This is a genomic window from Gemmatimonas sp., assembly GCF_046594945.1.
Lineage (GTDB): Bacteria > Gemmatimonadota > Gemmatimonadetes > Gemmatimonadales > Gemmatimonadaceae > Gemmatimonas.
Genome location: NZ_JBKJRB010000136.1, coordinates 1 through 15,126 on the forward strand (window position 1 = coordinate 1; position 15,126 = coordinate 15,126).

General features: G+C 64.9%; 13 protein-coding genes. 10 read left to right on the forward strand and 3 right to left on the reverse strand.

The features are described 5' to 3' along the window. The coding region (locus ACLL97_RS16175; protein WP_411281513.1) for a hypothetical protein at positions 1–991 on the forward strand (991 nt) is incomplete at its 5' end. Between the two features lie 10 nt (positions 992–1,001). After that, positions 1,002–1,409, forward strand: a complete 408-nt coding sequence (locus tag ACLL97_RS16180; protein ID WP_411281514.1) for a hypothetical protein — start codon at positions 1,002–1,004, stop codon at positions 1,407–1,409. A 128-nt stretch (positions 1,410–1,537) separates the two neighbouring features. Here ACLL97_RS16180 and ACLL97_RS16185 read toward each other — a convergent pair whose 3' ends face one another. Further along, positions 1,538–3,238 (reverse strand): amidohydrolase, encoded by a 1,701-nt coding sequence (locus ACLL97_RS16185; protein WP_411281515.1) that lies wholly within the window; start codon positions 3,236–3,238, stop codon positions 1,538–1,540. 176 nt (positions 3,239–3,414) lie between these two features. Here ACLL97_RS16185 and ACLL97_RS16190 point away from each other — a divergent pair, with 176 nt between their 5' ends. The 7 genes from ACLL97_RS16190 (at position 3,415) to ACLL97_RS16220 (ending at position 12,621) form a co-directional block, all read left to right on the forward strand. Next, positions 3,415–6,012 carry a hypothetical protein gene (locus ACLL97_RS16190; protein WP_411281516.1) on the forward strand — a complete coding sequence of 866 codons (2,598 nt, stop codon included), beginning with the start codon at positions 3,415–3,417 and terminating at the stop codon, positions 6,010–6,012. 319 nt (positions 6,013–6,331) lie between these two features. Next, on the forward strand, positions 6,332–7,237 hold the full coding sequence (locus ACLL97_RS16195; RefSeq protein ID WP_411281517.1) for an MBL fold metallo-hydrolase: 906 nt from the start codon (positions 6,332–6,334) through the stop codon (positions 7,235–7,237). A 1,154-nt stretch (positions 7,238–8,391) separates the two neighbouring features. Further along, positions 8,392–9,201: a hypothetical protein gene (locus tag ACLL97_RS16200; protein WP_411281518.1), complete on the forward strand. Its 810-nt coding sequence runs from the start codon at positions 8,392–8,394 to the stop codon at positions 9,199–9,201. 183 nt (positions 9,202–9,384) lie between these two features. After that, positions 9,385–10,311, forward strand: coding sequence for a hypothetical protein (locus tag ACLL97_RS16205; protein ID WP_411281519.1), 927 nt, complete (start codon positions 9,385–9,387; stop codon positions 10,309–10,311). 229 nt (positions 10,312–10,540) lie between these two features. Then, positions 10,541–11,155: a hypothetical protein gene (locus tag ACLL97_RS16210; RefSeq protein ID WP_411281520.1), complete on the forward strand. Its 615-nt coding sequence runs from the start codon at positions 10,541–10,543 to the stop codon at positions 11,153–11,155. A gap of 242 nt (positions 11,156–11,397) precedes the next feature. Beyond that, on the forward strand, positions 11,398–11,835 hold the full coding sequence (locus tag ACLL97_RS16215; protein WP_411281521.1) for a bactofilin family protein: 438 nt from the start codon (positions 11,398–11,400) through the stop codon (positions 11,833–11,835). A 3-nt stretch (positions 11,836–11,838) separates the two neighbouring features. Beyond that, positions 11,839–12,621, forward strand: coding sequence for a M23 family metallopeptidase (locus ACLL97_RS16220; RefSeq protein ID WP_411281522.1), 783 nt, complete (start codon positions 11,839–11,841; stop codon positions 12,619–12,621). A 150-nt stretch (positions 12,622–12,771) separates the two neighbouring features. Here ACLL97_RS16220 and ACLL97_RS16225 read toward each other — a convergent pair whose 3' ends face one another. Both ACLL97_RS16225 and ACLL97_RS16230 read right to left on the reverse strand, forming a co-directional pair. Beyond that, positions 12,772–13,746, reverse strand: a complete 975-nt coding sequence (locus tag ACLL97_RS16225) for an SRPBCC family protein (protein WP_411281523.1) — start codon at positions 13,744–13,746, stop codon at positions 12,772–12,774. A gap of 2 nt (positions 13,747–13,748) precedes the next feature. After that, positions 13,749–14,114: an ArsR/SmtB family transcription factor gene (locus ACLL97_RS16230; protein WP_411281524.1), complete on the reverse strand. Its 366-nt coding sequence runs from the start codon at positions 14,112–14,114 to the stop codon at positions 13,749–13,751. Positions 14,115–14,607: 493 nt separating this feature from the next. Between ACLL97_RS16230 and ACLL97_RS16235 the strand changes: the two genes are divergently transcribed. Beyond that, positions 14,608–15,030 (forward strand): Clp protease N-terminal domain-containing protein, encoded by a 423-nt coding sequence (locus ACLL97_RS16235; RefSeq protein ID WP_411281525.1) that lies wholly within the window; start codon positions 14,608–14,610, stop codon positions 15,028–15,030. The last annotated feature ends 96 nt before the right edge of the window (positions 15,031–15,126 follow it).

Consider the following 15,126-nt stretch of genomic DNA (forward strand, 5'->3'; position numbering starts at 1 on the left):
TCCCGTGCTCGTGTCGGGCTTCACGCCGGTGGGCAGTGCTACCGACCGCGCGGGGCGCGATGTGCGAGCTACACTGCTCTCGCGCGATGGCACGCTGTACTCCACCGATCCGCGCATCATGCGTGGCGCTTCTTCCGGTGATCTCGACGACTGGATCGATGTGAGCGTGGTCGACTTGCCGGTCGGCGACTCGGTGGCCGTGCTGCTGCGGCTGCGCAACTCGCTGCTGAACACGGTGCTGCTGTACAACGGCATGCTTGGTGGACGTGATGCGGCCGACTGGTTACACGAAGGACTGGGGCACTTCGGTACCACCGCCGAGATGGCGCTCTGGTATCGTCGCACCATGGGGCTGCGCGCATCAGTGGAGGGCGTGAGTGACACCGACGCCGTACATGGCGCGACCGCACGATTGGGCGACGTGGGGCCGATTGCCTTTCGCGATGTCGCGCTGGTGCTGCCGCGTTCGGCCGCGAACGCCCGTGCGGCGCGCATTCGCTTGGCTTTCGTGGCCGACAACTGGCGTATCGATGAGCTGCGCGTGGCGGGCACGGTCTCGCGTCCCGCCGTTACCACACTCGCCGTGGAGCGGGTGGTGGTGCCCACACCGGCCGTTGGTACGGCGCCGGTGCTCGACACGGCCGCCGTGCGCGCCATCGCCGCCGCCGACGCGCGTTACCTCGAAACACGCCCCAGTCAACGCATGGTCCTGGAGTTCGCGCGCGAGCGCCGGGCCTCACCAAGTACGGCGCTGCCGCGTATGGCGCTGCCGCGTACGGCGTCGATGCAGGCCGATTCCACCACCACCTACCTGATTGCGTGGCAAGGCTGGTATCGGGAATGGATTCGCGGCGACTGGCTCGCCAATCCCACGCGCAGTGAACCCTTCAAGCCCGGTGATGCCGCCGTGCTCACCGCGTTGCACCGCTGGAGCGAGCGCAAGGTGGCCTTCGAGCGCGACTTCTATGCGTCACGCATCCCCGTCCGGTAAGGAGCGCGCCATGACAAGATTCCGTGTGTTCGCGCTGTTCGCGTGCGTGCTGGTGACCGCCTGCCGCTTCGGCACCAAACCCGGGGAAATCGACTGGGTGAACTCACCCGAAGGGGCGCGCATTGCGATGCGCGTGAACGGAGAATCACAGGATCGCGTGGGCGAGCTACTCGCGGTCGGCGACGAGGGGGTGGTGATGCGAGGCGCGCAGATCACGCGCGTGTCTTGGAGTCGCGTGTACGCCATCGACGTGGACCGGCTGTCCGGCTCCTACGATCTTTTGCGCGGTGAAGACGCCAGTGCCCCGAAGCGCCAGCGGCTCGCCCTGGTCAGTCGCTTTCCTCAAGGCCTCTCGGCCGAGCTGCTGTCGCAATTGTTGACCGTGAACAAACAGACGGCGGTGGAGGAGATCAGGTGACCGCGCGTTCTCTTTGGCTCACTCAGCGCCGGGAACCCTGAGAGAATGGGCGTGCGGCGCTGAACAACGTCAGCCCCGCACGCCCATCGTACTCCCTACTCCCGTACCCCGTACCCCCGACTGCTGTTTTATTGTCCCTTCGGTTTCGCCACCTGCGCCCGCACCGTGGGGTACTCAATGCCCAGCTGTTCAAGATACGTTTTGAACTTCGAGGGATCGTAGTAGAATTTCTGCAGCTGCGGCTTGAACCGCGCCATGATGTCGGCGTTCAGGTAAATCGGCGGCGTATCCTGCGCGCGGATGAACGGCTGATACTTCACGTCCTTCGTCTGCACGGTTTTGAAATAATCCCACGCGTCGGCCACGACCTTGGGCGTCAACATGATGTCGAGCATCGTAAGCGCCTGCACCTTTGCACCGGCCAGCGCGCCCTTGTGCGCGATTGGCGTGGCCATCGAAATCGCATTCGCCCAATTGTGTCCCGGCAGCCCTGGAATGTTCGACGGAAAGCGCAGCGTGATCGTGGGCATGTTCCACGACACGTCGCCGATGTCGTCGGAACCACCACCCATCCAGTTCTGCGGCGTCTCGGCGCCACGCAGTTCCTTGTTCACCTGGTCCGATAAGCCGAAATCCGGCGAGCCCAGCTCCTTCTGAATGCCCTTCGCCAGCGTCTGGTCCTTGTCATCCCACTTGGGCATGCCGACGGTCTGCACGTTGGCGTGCATCGCCTGCGCGATCGGCTTGCTGAAATGCCCCGACCAGCCCGAGCCCAAAATCAAAATCGTGTCGAGCTTGGTGTCGGTCATCATCGCCGCGCCTTCGGCTACCTTCTTGCCGATCTCGAATAGCGCCATCGTACGCGGATAGTCTTGCTCGCGGAAGTAGAACCAGATGCTGGCCGTGCTCGGCACCACGTTCGGCTGATCGCCGCCGTCCTTGATCACGTAGTGCGAGCGCTGCTGCAACCGCAAATGTTCGCGACGGAATTCCCAGCCTTGACCCATCAGCATCACGGCGTCGAGGGCACTCTGGCCGCGCCACGGCGCACCGGCGGCATGGGCGCTCGACCCCCGGAAGCGAAACTCGGCCGACAGCAATGCGCTCGATCCACTGGCACCCCACGACACACCGAGGTCGTTGCCCACGTGCGTGAACAGCGTGACGTCGGTGTTTTTGAAGACGCCGGCGCGCACGAGGAACGCCTTGCCCGCCATCTGCTCTTCGGCGATGCCCGGCCACAGCAGCAGCGTGCCGTTGATCTTGTCGCGCTGCATGAGCTGCTTCACGACGATCGCCGCCACGATGTTCACGGCTTGACCCGCGTTGTGTCCTTCACCATGGCCGGGGCCGCCGGTCACCATCGGATCCTTGTAACCCACGCCCGGCTTGTTGCTGGCCTGCGGAATGCCGTCCACGTCGGAGCCGAGGGAGATTTCCGGCTTGCCGGTGCCATAGCTCCACTTGGCGGTCCAGGCCGACGGGATGCCGGCCACGCCCTTCTCGATGGCGAAGCCCTCCTTCTGCAGCAGCGTGGTGATGTACCGCTGCGATTCGAATTCCTGGAAGCCGAGCTCCTGGAACGAGAAGAGCATGTCCACGATTTCCTGAACCTGCTTGCCGCGGGACTCGACCATTTGGAGCGCTTCGGCCTTGAGCTTCTCGAGGCGCGGGTCGGCGGGCACGGTCGCGACGGCGGCCGGAGGAGTGACTCCTTGCGCGAGGAGTGCGGGCGCAAAGGAGACGGTCGGTACGGCCGCCAACGCCGTTAGGCCGGCAACGAGGGAACGGGTGGAGCGAAAGCACTCGCGAAAACGGGTCGGATGCACGGCGGACTCCCAAGGGTGGTCGGCGAATCTCGGACAGGGCTCGCACGCGGCCGTGACGAACCGGGCAACACAGGCGAGACCGGAAATTACGTTTCAGACGGGGAAACCGCTCGCTCCGGACCCCCGTACGGTCACCAAGACAGCGATTTAGGTCATCCTTTCCTGTTCCCCGGTTCATGCGCCACTCGAATTCGCTCCGTGCCTTCGCCCTGTTCGGGGCAATGAGCCTGGTTTCCGCCGCTTTCCCTGACTCGCTTTTGGGGCAAGTGCGACGCACGCCACCGGCCAAGCGCGATACGCTCACGACCGACGAGCGGGCAGCGGCGCGGGAAGCCACCCGCGACGCGCGATCCATGGCCCGCCGGCAACTCTCGCCCGACAGCGTGGTACGACGCCTGCGGGCCGATTCCGCCAGCGCCACGGCTTTCAGCGACCCCGAGGCCAAGCTCATCTTGATGCGGGCCCGCGAGGCCCGGGTGCGGCAGGACAGCGCGCTTCGCGCCTACAAGGCCACCGCCACCCAGCGCATTTCGATGGGCCTCGGTGCCAAGCGTCTGGGACTCGAGAAGCTGGCCTTTCGCGGTGATAACGTGGCCGAAATCTCTTGGCGCCGAGATGTGGGCGTGCGGGTGCGGCCTGTTGGGTCGCGCATGACCGTGCCGATGGCGTCGAGCGCCAGCGGCGACTTCAGCAGTGCAATTTCGATTCCGTACTTTCCGGGGCGCGAGTCGCTCTGGTTCCCGTCCAGCAACTTCGGTGTGGTCAAGGCCGACATCGATGAGCGCGAAGTGATTCATCCGCTCGCCAATGGTGCGGAGACATACTACAAGTACGCCAGCGGCGACTCGGTAGACATCAAGCTCGATGGCGGCCGCGTGATCCAGCTGCGCGAATTACGCATTACCGCGCGCCGACCCGATTGGCGAGTGTTCGTGGGCTCGTTCTGGTTTGATCGCGACGGCGGACAGCTGGTGCGCGCGGCGTATCGATTGGCGATGGACCTCGACATTTGGGATGTGGCATCGGAAGAGACGAAAGCCGATGCCAAGGTGAGTGTCGAGGCGGATCGGCTGCGCGATTCCATCGCGCGCGCGCGCATGCCGCGCGAGCTATACGTGAAAGACTCGACGTTGCGGGCGCCGTCGGTGAAGACACGGGCCAGCAACACGGGTGATGACGAAGAAGCGCCCGCCTGGGTCAAGGCCACCTTCCGTCCGGCCAAGGCCAAGCTCGACGCGATCACGGTGGAGTACGGCCTGTACCAGGGCAAGTTCTGGTTGCCACGCGCGAACAGTGCCACGGCGTCCATGCAATTGGGCTTCATTCGCACGCCGTTCAGTATCGATGAAAAGTTCACTTATGACGAGGTGAACGGCGATTTCTCGCTGGCGGCGATTCCGGCGGCACGACTCAGCGGTGTGGCCGGTGATTCGAGTGCGGCCGACACCACCGTGGTGACTGGCGCTGGCGGCGATGTCACGGTGACGATGGGCGGCTCAGGTTCGACCAAGCGTACGGCAGTGGACACCATGAAAATGTCCGCGTCGGCGCGCATGCGGTATCGGCTGTGTCAGAAGGATTCCACGTACACGCGCGTGGAGTCGCGCTACGAAGGCGCATTGCGCGTGGCGTACGACATGCCGTGCGACGCGTCGAAGCTGGCCAACTCACCGGCCTTACCGCCGGCGGTGGCGTCGGACGAAGAGCTGTTCGACCTCAAGAGTCGCGATGAACTGCTGGCAGCGCTCGACTTGTCGCTGCAGCCCGGCTTCATGCCTCAGATGCCCAAGATTCGGCTGGGCTCCGACCTGTTGCGATTCAACCGCGTGGAAGGCTTCTCGGCCGGCGTGAACGTGTCGCAGGTACTGGGCGCGGGGTACACGCTGAATGCCGTGGGGCGCATTGGGCATGCCGACCTGCATGCCAACGGTGAGCTGTCACTGGCGCGCAGCAACGGCGCGCGCACGGTGACGGCCACCGTGTATCATCGACTCGCGGCTACCAACCCCGAGTGGGGCGGGGGACTGAGTTTAGGCGCGTCGCTGCCCGCGTTCCTCTACGGACGCGACGAAGGCTTCTACTATCGCACCATGGGGGCCGAACTCGGTGAACGTCGCGAGCGGCGTCGTGGCGCGCTCGAATACAAGCTGTTCATCGAGCGGCAGTGGACGGCGGGCGGCGCCGATGTCGTGAACACCTTCTCGCTGGCCAAGCTGATTGCCGATCGCCGCTTTCGGCGCAACATCGAAAGCGAGCAGCTGAGTGTGACCGGAGTGAGTGGTACGTACTCTCGCGTGTTGCTGGAGCGTCCGAAGGGACTGCGCTTCACCACCGTACTGAACGGCGAGGCTGGCACCGGCACCTTCCAGTACGCACGGGCGTCGGTGGAAGGCACCGCTACGCGTCCGGTGGGCCGATTGGCCACCGCACTCACCGGTGCCATCGGCAGTTCTCTCGGCAACGTGCCGCGTCAGCGCGGTTGGTTTTTGGGAGGAGTGCGCACCGTGCGCGGCCAGATCGCCGGCACGCAGGACGGTGATGCCTTCTGGCTGGCGCGCGCCGAAGTGGGCACGAAGCAGGGCGTCTTCCGACCGGTAGGATTCTTTGACATTGGGTGGGCGGGCAGCCGAGAGGCGTTCGGCAAAGTGCAGCCGCAACGCGGGGCGGGTGTGGGCGTGGGCTTGCTGGACGGATTGATTCGCGTGGACTTCTCGCGCGGGTTGTATCCGTTGAAGCAGTGGCGGACCGATTTCTATCTGAGCGCGGCATTGTAAGCGCGCGGTGAAGATTGCCGCAGTGCGGCCGCAGCCTTTGCCTCGCGCGTCGAAGGGCGACCGATCAATGGCCGCCGTAATCAGATGCTGGAGGGCGTCCTCGAACGTGCCAGGCGGCAGCTGCGCGGCCAGCTCCACGGTCAAGAACTTCGGGTTCGTGTCGATGTGCTTGTCGCGCGCCATCACGGGCCTCGACGAAAGGGCAATCGCACCGCAGATTCTCTTCGTGGCGAGCACTGTGGCGCGCGCTGAGTTCCGTTTCCACATCGGCACGCAGCGAGACTAATTCTACCGGCCGTCACCTGCCATCCCGTGATGCATGAATCTCATTAACGTGCGCCGATTTCTACGCCTTCCCGCATCACTAGCGGTGGGACTCGCGCTTGTAGCGTGCGGCACGGTGGCGTCGTTGCGCTCCGGCCACCGACCGGCCACTTGGTACGCCGGTGGCTCGGCATGCACCGGTCGTCCCGCCTTTCGCGTTCGCGAGTACCACCCTGGCTTCTTCATCCTGCGCCAGCCCGCCTGCACAAACTACGAGAAGCCGTTCCTGTACCTCGTGATCGGGCACACGCGGGCGTTACTCCTCGACACCGGTGCTGGTGGAATCGCCGTCGCGGCGCCCATCGACAGCATCCTCGACGCTTGGCGCGCGGCGCACGGCGGCGCTCCGCGCGAGCTCGTGGTGGCGCATAGCCATGGCCACGGCGACCATACCGCCGGTGACGACCAGTTCCGCAAGCGGGCGGGCGTGACGCTCGTGGAGCCCGCCACGGCGGGAGTGCGCGCCTTCTTCGGCTTTCGCGCCTGGCCAACGGATGTCGTGCCGTTTGACTTGGGTGATCGTGTCCTCGACGTCCTCGCTATCCCGGGGCACGAGCCCGCCAGCCTCGCCTTCTACGACCGCGCGACCTCCGTGTTGCTGACAGGCGACACCTTTTATCCCGGACGCCTGTACGTGCGCGACACTGCTGCGTTCGCGTCGAGCACGGCACGCCTGGTGGCGTTCATCGCCTCGCGGCCTCTGTCTGCCGTACTAGGCACACACATTGAGCAGACGCGGACGCCGTTCACCGATTACCCAGTCGGGACACAGGACCAGCCGGACGAGGACCGCCTCGAGCTGTCGCGTGTCGAGTTAGTCACGCTCGACTCCGCAGTGCACACGATGCGGGGCCGCTTCCTGCGTACGCGCTTGCCTCGATTCACCATCTGGCCGCTGTGATGCCCACGGGAGTCAGCCACCCCAGCTCCGTCTCTCTCTCTCTCTCTCTCTCTCTCTCTCTCTCCAGCGCATGCTCCCCCGTCGTGCTCGGCGGCATAACGTGGCGCTGCAGCAGACGGGCGATCTGCTGTGCTGCGCGAGCTTCGCTCGCGCAACTCGCTGACGTGCCCGCAGATGAGTTCAGGCGTTTTGCCGCTGACGTTGGTTCGACGTGGTGGCCGGTGTGACTACGCCAATGGCATATGCATCATGCGCGTCATCGAGTCACCGGTCTTCAGGGTCAGCCTCCGTCGGCATCTTGATGATGAGCAGTATCGTGCGATGCACGCAGCGCTCACCCTGCGTCTAGAGCCAGGAGTGCTCAACCCGGGCGGAGCAGGCCTCCGCAAACTGCGCTGGGTGCGGAGGGTCGCGGGAAGCGTGGCGATGTTCGCACGATCTACTACTGCGCCGTCGATCACGAGCTGTGCTACACGGTGTACACGTACGCAAAGAACGACCAAGGCGAACGGACGCCCTCACGATCGCGCGCGCCGATGGCGTCTGGAACCTGTGAGACGAGCGCCCTTCCCCCGCTCGCCCGTGCACGGGCGTTCTATGCCCGTCGGGGTTACACGCAATGCAGGCGCGTGCCGGAATACTATGGGTTCGGTGACGATAAGATCTTTTTTGCGAAAACGATTGTTATCGGTGAGACATCACGAACCGCCGAGCGACTCGTGCCGATCGCGCGTCGCATGTCCGGATTTCGGCACAATGTCCTACTCGTCGTCCAACTTTGCGGCGGTGCAGTCAGCGGCGTGTCGGAATGCGACCCAGTGCCCGCTGGCCGCAATTTGTGATATGCCCTCGCAGCAGAGCCTCAGCGTTCGAGCGCGGCCGCGCCGTTGGATTCCTCACGAGGTAATATCGGTGGCCTTCAGAGTCGTGCGCCAAAAGGCGACAACGGCGTGCGGCGACGAGCCTGGTCGATTCATGTTCACGGGTGGCGTTGACGCGTGGCGTACTGGGCGTCGCGTTCTGCCGACGGATACCGGGTGCGCCATCGGCTACCTCACGCGCGCAGGCTCGCTCGTGCCGCCCCTTCCCAGATCGCCCGTTCCGCGCCACTGTTTCCCGTTCCCGCTGTGCACGCCGAGAGCCGAGAGGTCAGGATGAAGAACAAGTACACGCTGGAGATCGGCTTTCTGGTGATGGTCATCGCCGTGAGCCTGGTCGGATTCTCGAGCCTCGCGCTCGGCGAGCAGCCCATGCTCGACGCGTACCACGTGCTGCACATCATCACCAGTCTGGCCTGGCTGCTGCTGTTGCTGACGCAGATCATGTTTATCAGGCAGCACCGTTTCCGTCGCCATCGCACCATCGGCACGTCCATCTTTGTCGCGGGACCGGTGTTGGTGGCCAGCCTGACGCTCATGACGGTGCATTCGGCAGCCAAGGACGCCGTGATGGGCACGGCGGACGATTTCGTGGTTCAGAACGTGACGTTCGCAGCGGAAGTGGCGTTGCTGGTGTTGCTGGCATTCATCATGAGACGTAACCGCAACGTCCATGGCGCGCTGCTGATGAGTACGGCGCTGATGTTCCTTGTGATCGCCCTGTTCTTCGCCCTCGTCAGCTACGTCCCAGGCTATCGCTCCGAGGGGCCATCAACGGTACCCCGTTTTGCCGCAGCCGCGCAGTCGGGTGCATTGATCTGCAGCGTGATTGGGCTGCTGTTCTTTTTCAAGAACTGGCGCACCGGGTGGCCGTGGCTGCTCACCACATCGTTCTTCGTCCTCAACGGGTATTTGCAGGCGACGGTTGACCCGAAGCCGTTGACCATGCTCGTCGCGTCCATCGGTCGAGTCCCTGCCGTTGCGTTGAGCCTGACGATCTTCCTGGCCTTGCTGGGGGTAGCGTGGAAAGTCGTACCGGCCACGCCGACGAAACGCGGTCTGATCACGGAGCCAACGAGCCCCTGAGCGGTCAGCGGTGACCCTGGATCGGCCGGCCGCCTTTCAACAGAACGCACCGTCAAGCGAGCATGAATCGGAACGGAATGAGGATGTTCGATTCGGGTTCGGGGAAGGCGGCGGTGCGCGACGACCGACACCGTAGTCGGTACGGTATGGGCTCTCCCTTCTTCGCACGGAGTTGTACGATTCATGATCCGACACCTCGCGAAACGGCTGCTCGTTTTGGGCGCCCTCTGCTGCCCGCCATCGCTCGGCGCCCAAACTGTGCCGGACCAGGTCACGGTGCCGCTGCTGGTCGAGCGAAATCGACCTTACGTCATCGTGACGTTCCAACGCCCCGATGGATCGGTGCGCACGGCGCGCTTTCTCTTGGACACCGGGGGCGGTGGTTTTCTGCTCACGGAGCCGCTCGCCCGCGAGCTCGGTCTGACGCTGGGGCCGGTCAGCCGCGAAGAAGGTCAGTCGTTTGCGCGGGTAACGTCACCCCTCGCGGCCTGGATTGGGACGCTGCCGCTCACGCTCAACCCGCAGCGCGTGTCGGTCCTGATCGGGCGGGACAACGTGCTCCCAACGGCGGCGGCCGGGCACGCGGAGGGCATGGTGCCCGGGCATGTGCTGGCGCGTTACCACGTCGTGTTTGACTATCCCGGGGCCACGTTGACCCTCGCCGCCCCGGGGGTCCTCACCCCACGTGGAACGCCGCTGCCAATGCCGGTATCGAAAGGGCAGGGGTTTCCGCGCACCGAAATCGAGGTCGACGGCCGCCGCTATGGGATGCTGCTCGATACGGGCGCCTCGTTCACCATGGTGTCGGAGGTCGTCCTCAAAGCCTGGGGCAAAGACCATCCCGAGTGGCCGCGGTATCCCGGGGCGTTCGGGGATGCGGCGACGCTCGGCGGGATGACGTTGGAAACGATGTTCGTGCCAGCGGGCTCGTGGGGCGCGTTCCCTCTCCGCGACGTCGGCGTAACCTCGCAGCGGGAAGGGACATTTGAACGCTACATGAGTGGCATGATGCGCGGGCCGATAGTGGGGTCCTTGGCCGGCAACATCCTCACCGGCTTCCGCGTCGAGTTGGACTACGCCCACGAAATGCTGTATCTGTCGGCGCGTTGAGGGCGGGCCTCGCGCGAACAGGAGACCACCATGCCCGCCCGCAACACCGAGAAGCTTTCCAAGCCCGCAGTGCTGAAGCCGGCCAGCCGATACCGCCGGTGATACCGGTCGGGATGGGCAAGTCGACGCGGGGCGTGGAGCGCGCATCGGTGGACGACCTCGACGACAAACGTCGTCCAGCGCGTAGCTTTCACCGACCTCGACCGCCACTCGTTCTCCCAGGATACACGTGCAGCTCCGACGATCGACTCTTGCCTTCGCTGCGTATACCGCGCTCGCCGTCCTGTGGTTCGTCGTGCCGCAACACCGCGCCGACGCGCAGCGGCGACCCGGTCAGAACTTCGGGTTCTATACGACGACTGGGCTGCTCACCGGCGAGCTTGAAGCCGGCTCGGTGAACTCGACGAATGAGTTCGCCGAGGCACCGACGTTCGCGGTGTCCGGACTGCTGACCACGCGGGTGCTTCAGCGACGCAAGAGCGCGTGGATCGTGGGGGTGCGCGGCACCGTGCTGTCGCTGGGTAACTCCAATCAATGCGTCGTGGAGAGCGGCACGTCGGGCTGCCAGGATCGCCGTTTCACCGAGCGCGCCGCGTTGCTGACCGGCGGCGCCTTCGACATCAGGTCGACCATTCTTCGCGCGATGGTCGGACCCGCGCTGTACGACGTACAGGGCAGCGGCCTGCGGGCGGGGACGCAGTTTCGCATCGACTACGCCGCGCCACGCCTTCGTGGGCCCACGCCCACGCTGTTCTTCACGCAATCCATGCTCGGCAGCCAGCGTGGACGATCGGCGGGCCTGTCGACATTCGGAGCGGGGTTGCGGTGGATGCGGAAGCGGTAGCACGGGCGCGAGCAGGCCGGCGCCACTCTTAATTCGTTCCTTCAGTCTCCGTACGTGGTAGAGCATCGGACGCGAGCGCCACGCAAGCATGAAGCGTTACAGCGCAAGCATTGGGCATGACGAAATGCGCCGCGCGTGCGGCGTCGAATGTGCATAAATCACCAATGCGAGAGAGTGTGCCAATGCAACGGTTCGCGCGTCGATCAGCAGACGATTCGCGCACCACGACGGAGGAAAATCCGATGAGCATGTTCTCGCGCCGCCCAGCCCGGGCCGCTACCAGTGGATACTCGGTGATCGATGATGAGCTCATGATTTCCGGTGACATCTGCACGAAGGGTACGATACGCGTTGACGGACGCGTCGAAGGTGCCGTGCATCGTGCCGATACACTCATCATCGGCGCCGGTGGTACCGTAGTCGGAAACATCGAAGCGCGCGAAGTCGTGATCGGCGGTACGCTGCATGGCAACCTCACCGTCAGCGAACGCGTCGAGGTGCAGGCCACTGCAACCGTGAGGGGCGACATTCGCGCCGAGGCCGTGCAGCTGCTCGAGGGTGGCGCGGTGCACGGGCACATCGCGATCGGTCCGATGGATGCCAGCGTTACGCCCATGCCGCTCGAACGTCGCCTGGCGCTCACGCCAAGCCTCGGCGCTCAGCCCATCGCCGCGCGCTGACCGATGCGCGGCGGACTGACTCCGGCGTGGACTGTCATCTTCGTGCCGCCGACGCCAAGAACGTCGACCAAGCGGGTCGGGGTGAAGATGCGAACGGTGCGCGTGCTGGCAATGCTGGTGCTGGCGATGCTGCTCCCGGCCCTCGCGCTGTCGTGGTCGTGGATCGACACGCAGTCCACGTCGGCGCAGCAGATGGCGCAACGCCTCGTGGCACAGGAACGGCTGATGGCTGTGCTCAACGACAGTCTCGACACGTACCGCCAAGCGACGCTGGCCGTACGCGCCGCCACGCTTCCACCGCCGAACATGATGATGCCACTTGGCGGGCGAATCACGAGCTGGTTCTCGCGCGCACGCCTGCATCCCATCCTGCATGTCTATCGTCCGCACAAAGGCATCGATCTCGCCGCTGCAGCCGGGACACGCATCGTTGCGCCGGGGACTGCCGTCGTTGCCTCGGTAACACGCCGATTCGGCTTCGGCCTCACCATTGAACTCGTGCACAGCGGTGACGTGGTAACGCGCTATGCCCATTTACGCAGTGCGATCGTGCACGCAGGCGATCGCGTGACGATGGGCCAGGCGATTGCGACCGTCGGCTCGAGTGGCCTGTCTACAGCGCCGCACCTGCACTTCGAGGTGCTTGTGAAGGGGACGGCGGTGGACCCGGTGGCGTTCCTGGCTCGGACGCGCACGGTGCCGGTCGCGTCGCCGCGTGCGTCGCCGCGTGCGTCGCCGCGTGCGACGCCGGTGCTTGGGTCGGCACCCGCGGGCGGAACGCACTAGCGATTCAGCAGGTGATGTCCCGGCCGGTCCGGAGTGCGATGAAGCTCGCGCAGGCGCGCGATGACGAGAGCACCAAGCACGGCGCGACGCAGGGTGCCACACTCTCGCTGGCCGTCGGCGAACCGCGAGTGCCAAGGCGCATCGCTCGGCCTACGCCGTAAGCAGCTCGCGCTCGAGTCGCGCGTAACTCGTCTCCATGCCGGTGGTCATGCCGGTGCCAAGGATCATGTCCCTGAGCGCCTGATCGGGATACGTGATCACGAGGCTGAGCAACGTGCCACCCTGCACCGCGGTGAGCGTGAGTTCATTGCGCGTGCCCGGGCCAGGCATACCGATCATCCGCTCCGAGGTCACCGCGCGGTACGGCGCTGTCTGCTCGAGCAGCTCACCCTCGAAGCCGAATCGCTGCTCGCCATCGGCGCTCGCCCACTCGAAGCGATAGGCCGCGCCGACTGTCGTGGCCACGTTGCACACCGGCATCGTCCAACCGTCGGGGCCGAGCAGCCATCGTTGCATAAGCGTCGGCTCGTGATGGGCGCGCCAGACCTGCGCCACGGTACCGCGGATAACCCGACTCACTCGCACCTGCGTGTCGCTGAGGAGCTGCGCGTTCGTGAGAAGGTCGGCCGCATAGGAACGCAGGTCGGTGAGCACCGCGTCGATCTGCGACATGGCCGAGCGCATGCCGTCCATCATGCCCATGCTGACGAGCTTCTGCATTGACTCCACCGACGCGAAGGTCGTGACGAGCGTGCAGCGCGATCCGTTCGCGGTCGGCGCAAAGGTGAACGTCATGTGCATCGTCGGCATCTGGGTGCTGGGCACCCCGTGCTCATCGGCGAAGCCATCCTCGACGTCGAAGCGCGCATTCCGCTCAATGGCGAGGAAGCGGAACCAGCCTCGGGACACGGTGCCGTCGGGGCCCGTCATGTGGTAGTGCGACTCGCCACCAACGGCCATGTCATGCCGCGTGAAAGTGGCGGGCCATTCCACCGGGCCCCAGAAGCGCTCAAGCTGGCGCGGATCGGCGTAGGCGTCCCAGAGTCTGGTGACCGGTACCGGATAGTCGGCAATGATCGTGAGTGTCAGATCCTGCGCGTTGGAGATCACATCGGTAATCGGCATGCCTACTCCGAGGTGGGGGTGGGTGACGTAGTGGGGTCGGCGAGAACGGCATCGAGCTGGCTGAAGCGTTCGATCCAGAGCTGCTCGAGTTGCAGGAGCAGTGCGCTCGCCTGGGCGAGGCGGGCAGGGTTGCTGCGGACGATGCGTTCCCGTCCCCGGGGTTCCTTGGACACGAGGCCAGCCTCCTCGAGCACCGCGACGTGCTTCTGCACGGCGGCAAACGACATGTCGTAGCAGCTTGCCAGGCTCGACACCGAAGCCAATTCGCCAGACAGCAGCCGGGCGACAATGTCCCGTCGGGTGGCGTCGGCGAGCGCCCGGAAGAGGCGGTCGAGTTCGGGATCGGAGAGTGCAGATCGTACAACCATATGGTTGCATGATATGACCTATCCCAGGACGGCGCAAGGGGTGCTGTTGCAGGGCGGGGCAGGGTGGACGGCCTCGTTCGGCTCGTGCCTTCCGCGCTCGCGCGTCGTGTCCTTCAGCTTGCGGAGGGACGAATCCCGGGGGATTGTTTCACCGTCTGCGAGATGCCCCGAACCGCACCTGCGAGATCGAGGGGGTGAGGTGCGGATTCAAGGACTTTTGCAACAACACTAATCATCGACATCTTTCTGAGCCGACCGACGTGGGTGGCGCCCGAATTCGACCGCGGCTTGGACGCGTTCCTCCAACGCCTGACGACGAGCGGGCTGTCGCCGCGAACGCTCGGGACTACGGACTATCCAGCCAAGGCGCCGCTCGACGAGGTGTGCGATCTCATGAAGCAGTGTCACGGCGCCATCATCCGGGGCTACCCACAGATTGACTTCGTAAGGACAGCGCATGCAGCTATCGAACCGACCATTCGTTACATCACGCATGAAGGCAGTGTTCACGTGCGCCCGAGTTGCGGCCGCGGCGCGCGGTCACGCCGACCGTACGTCGGCCGATCTCGCGCTCGGGTTGCTCCGCGAAGCGCAGAACATCGGTGCGCAGCTCCTCCTGTACAACCGCCACATTTCTCGCGACGTCTTGGAGCGTGAGCTGGTCGCACTGTTGCCGCCTGTCACGGCGGCACTCGCGCTGCCGCCGATGGCCGACTGGACCGCTTTGGATGAACGCGTCTTGTCCGAGATTGCTGCCGAGTCAACGTCGTTGGGAGTGGAGTATCACGGGTGCGAGCATCTCTTCCTCGCGCTCCTCAGGAACTCCACGGATCCAACGGCGCAGGTGCTCGCCGCCCACGGTGTCAGGTATGCGGACGCGCGGGCTGACATCGAACGGATGACTCGCGCGCAGTGACTGTACCACGCGGGCTCCGACGTGTAGGCCGCAAGCCGTCGCACACCAGTTGCGGCTACTCACTTCAAGCAGCTCTCGAATTCACCAGGAGGGGAC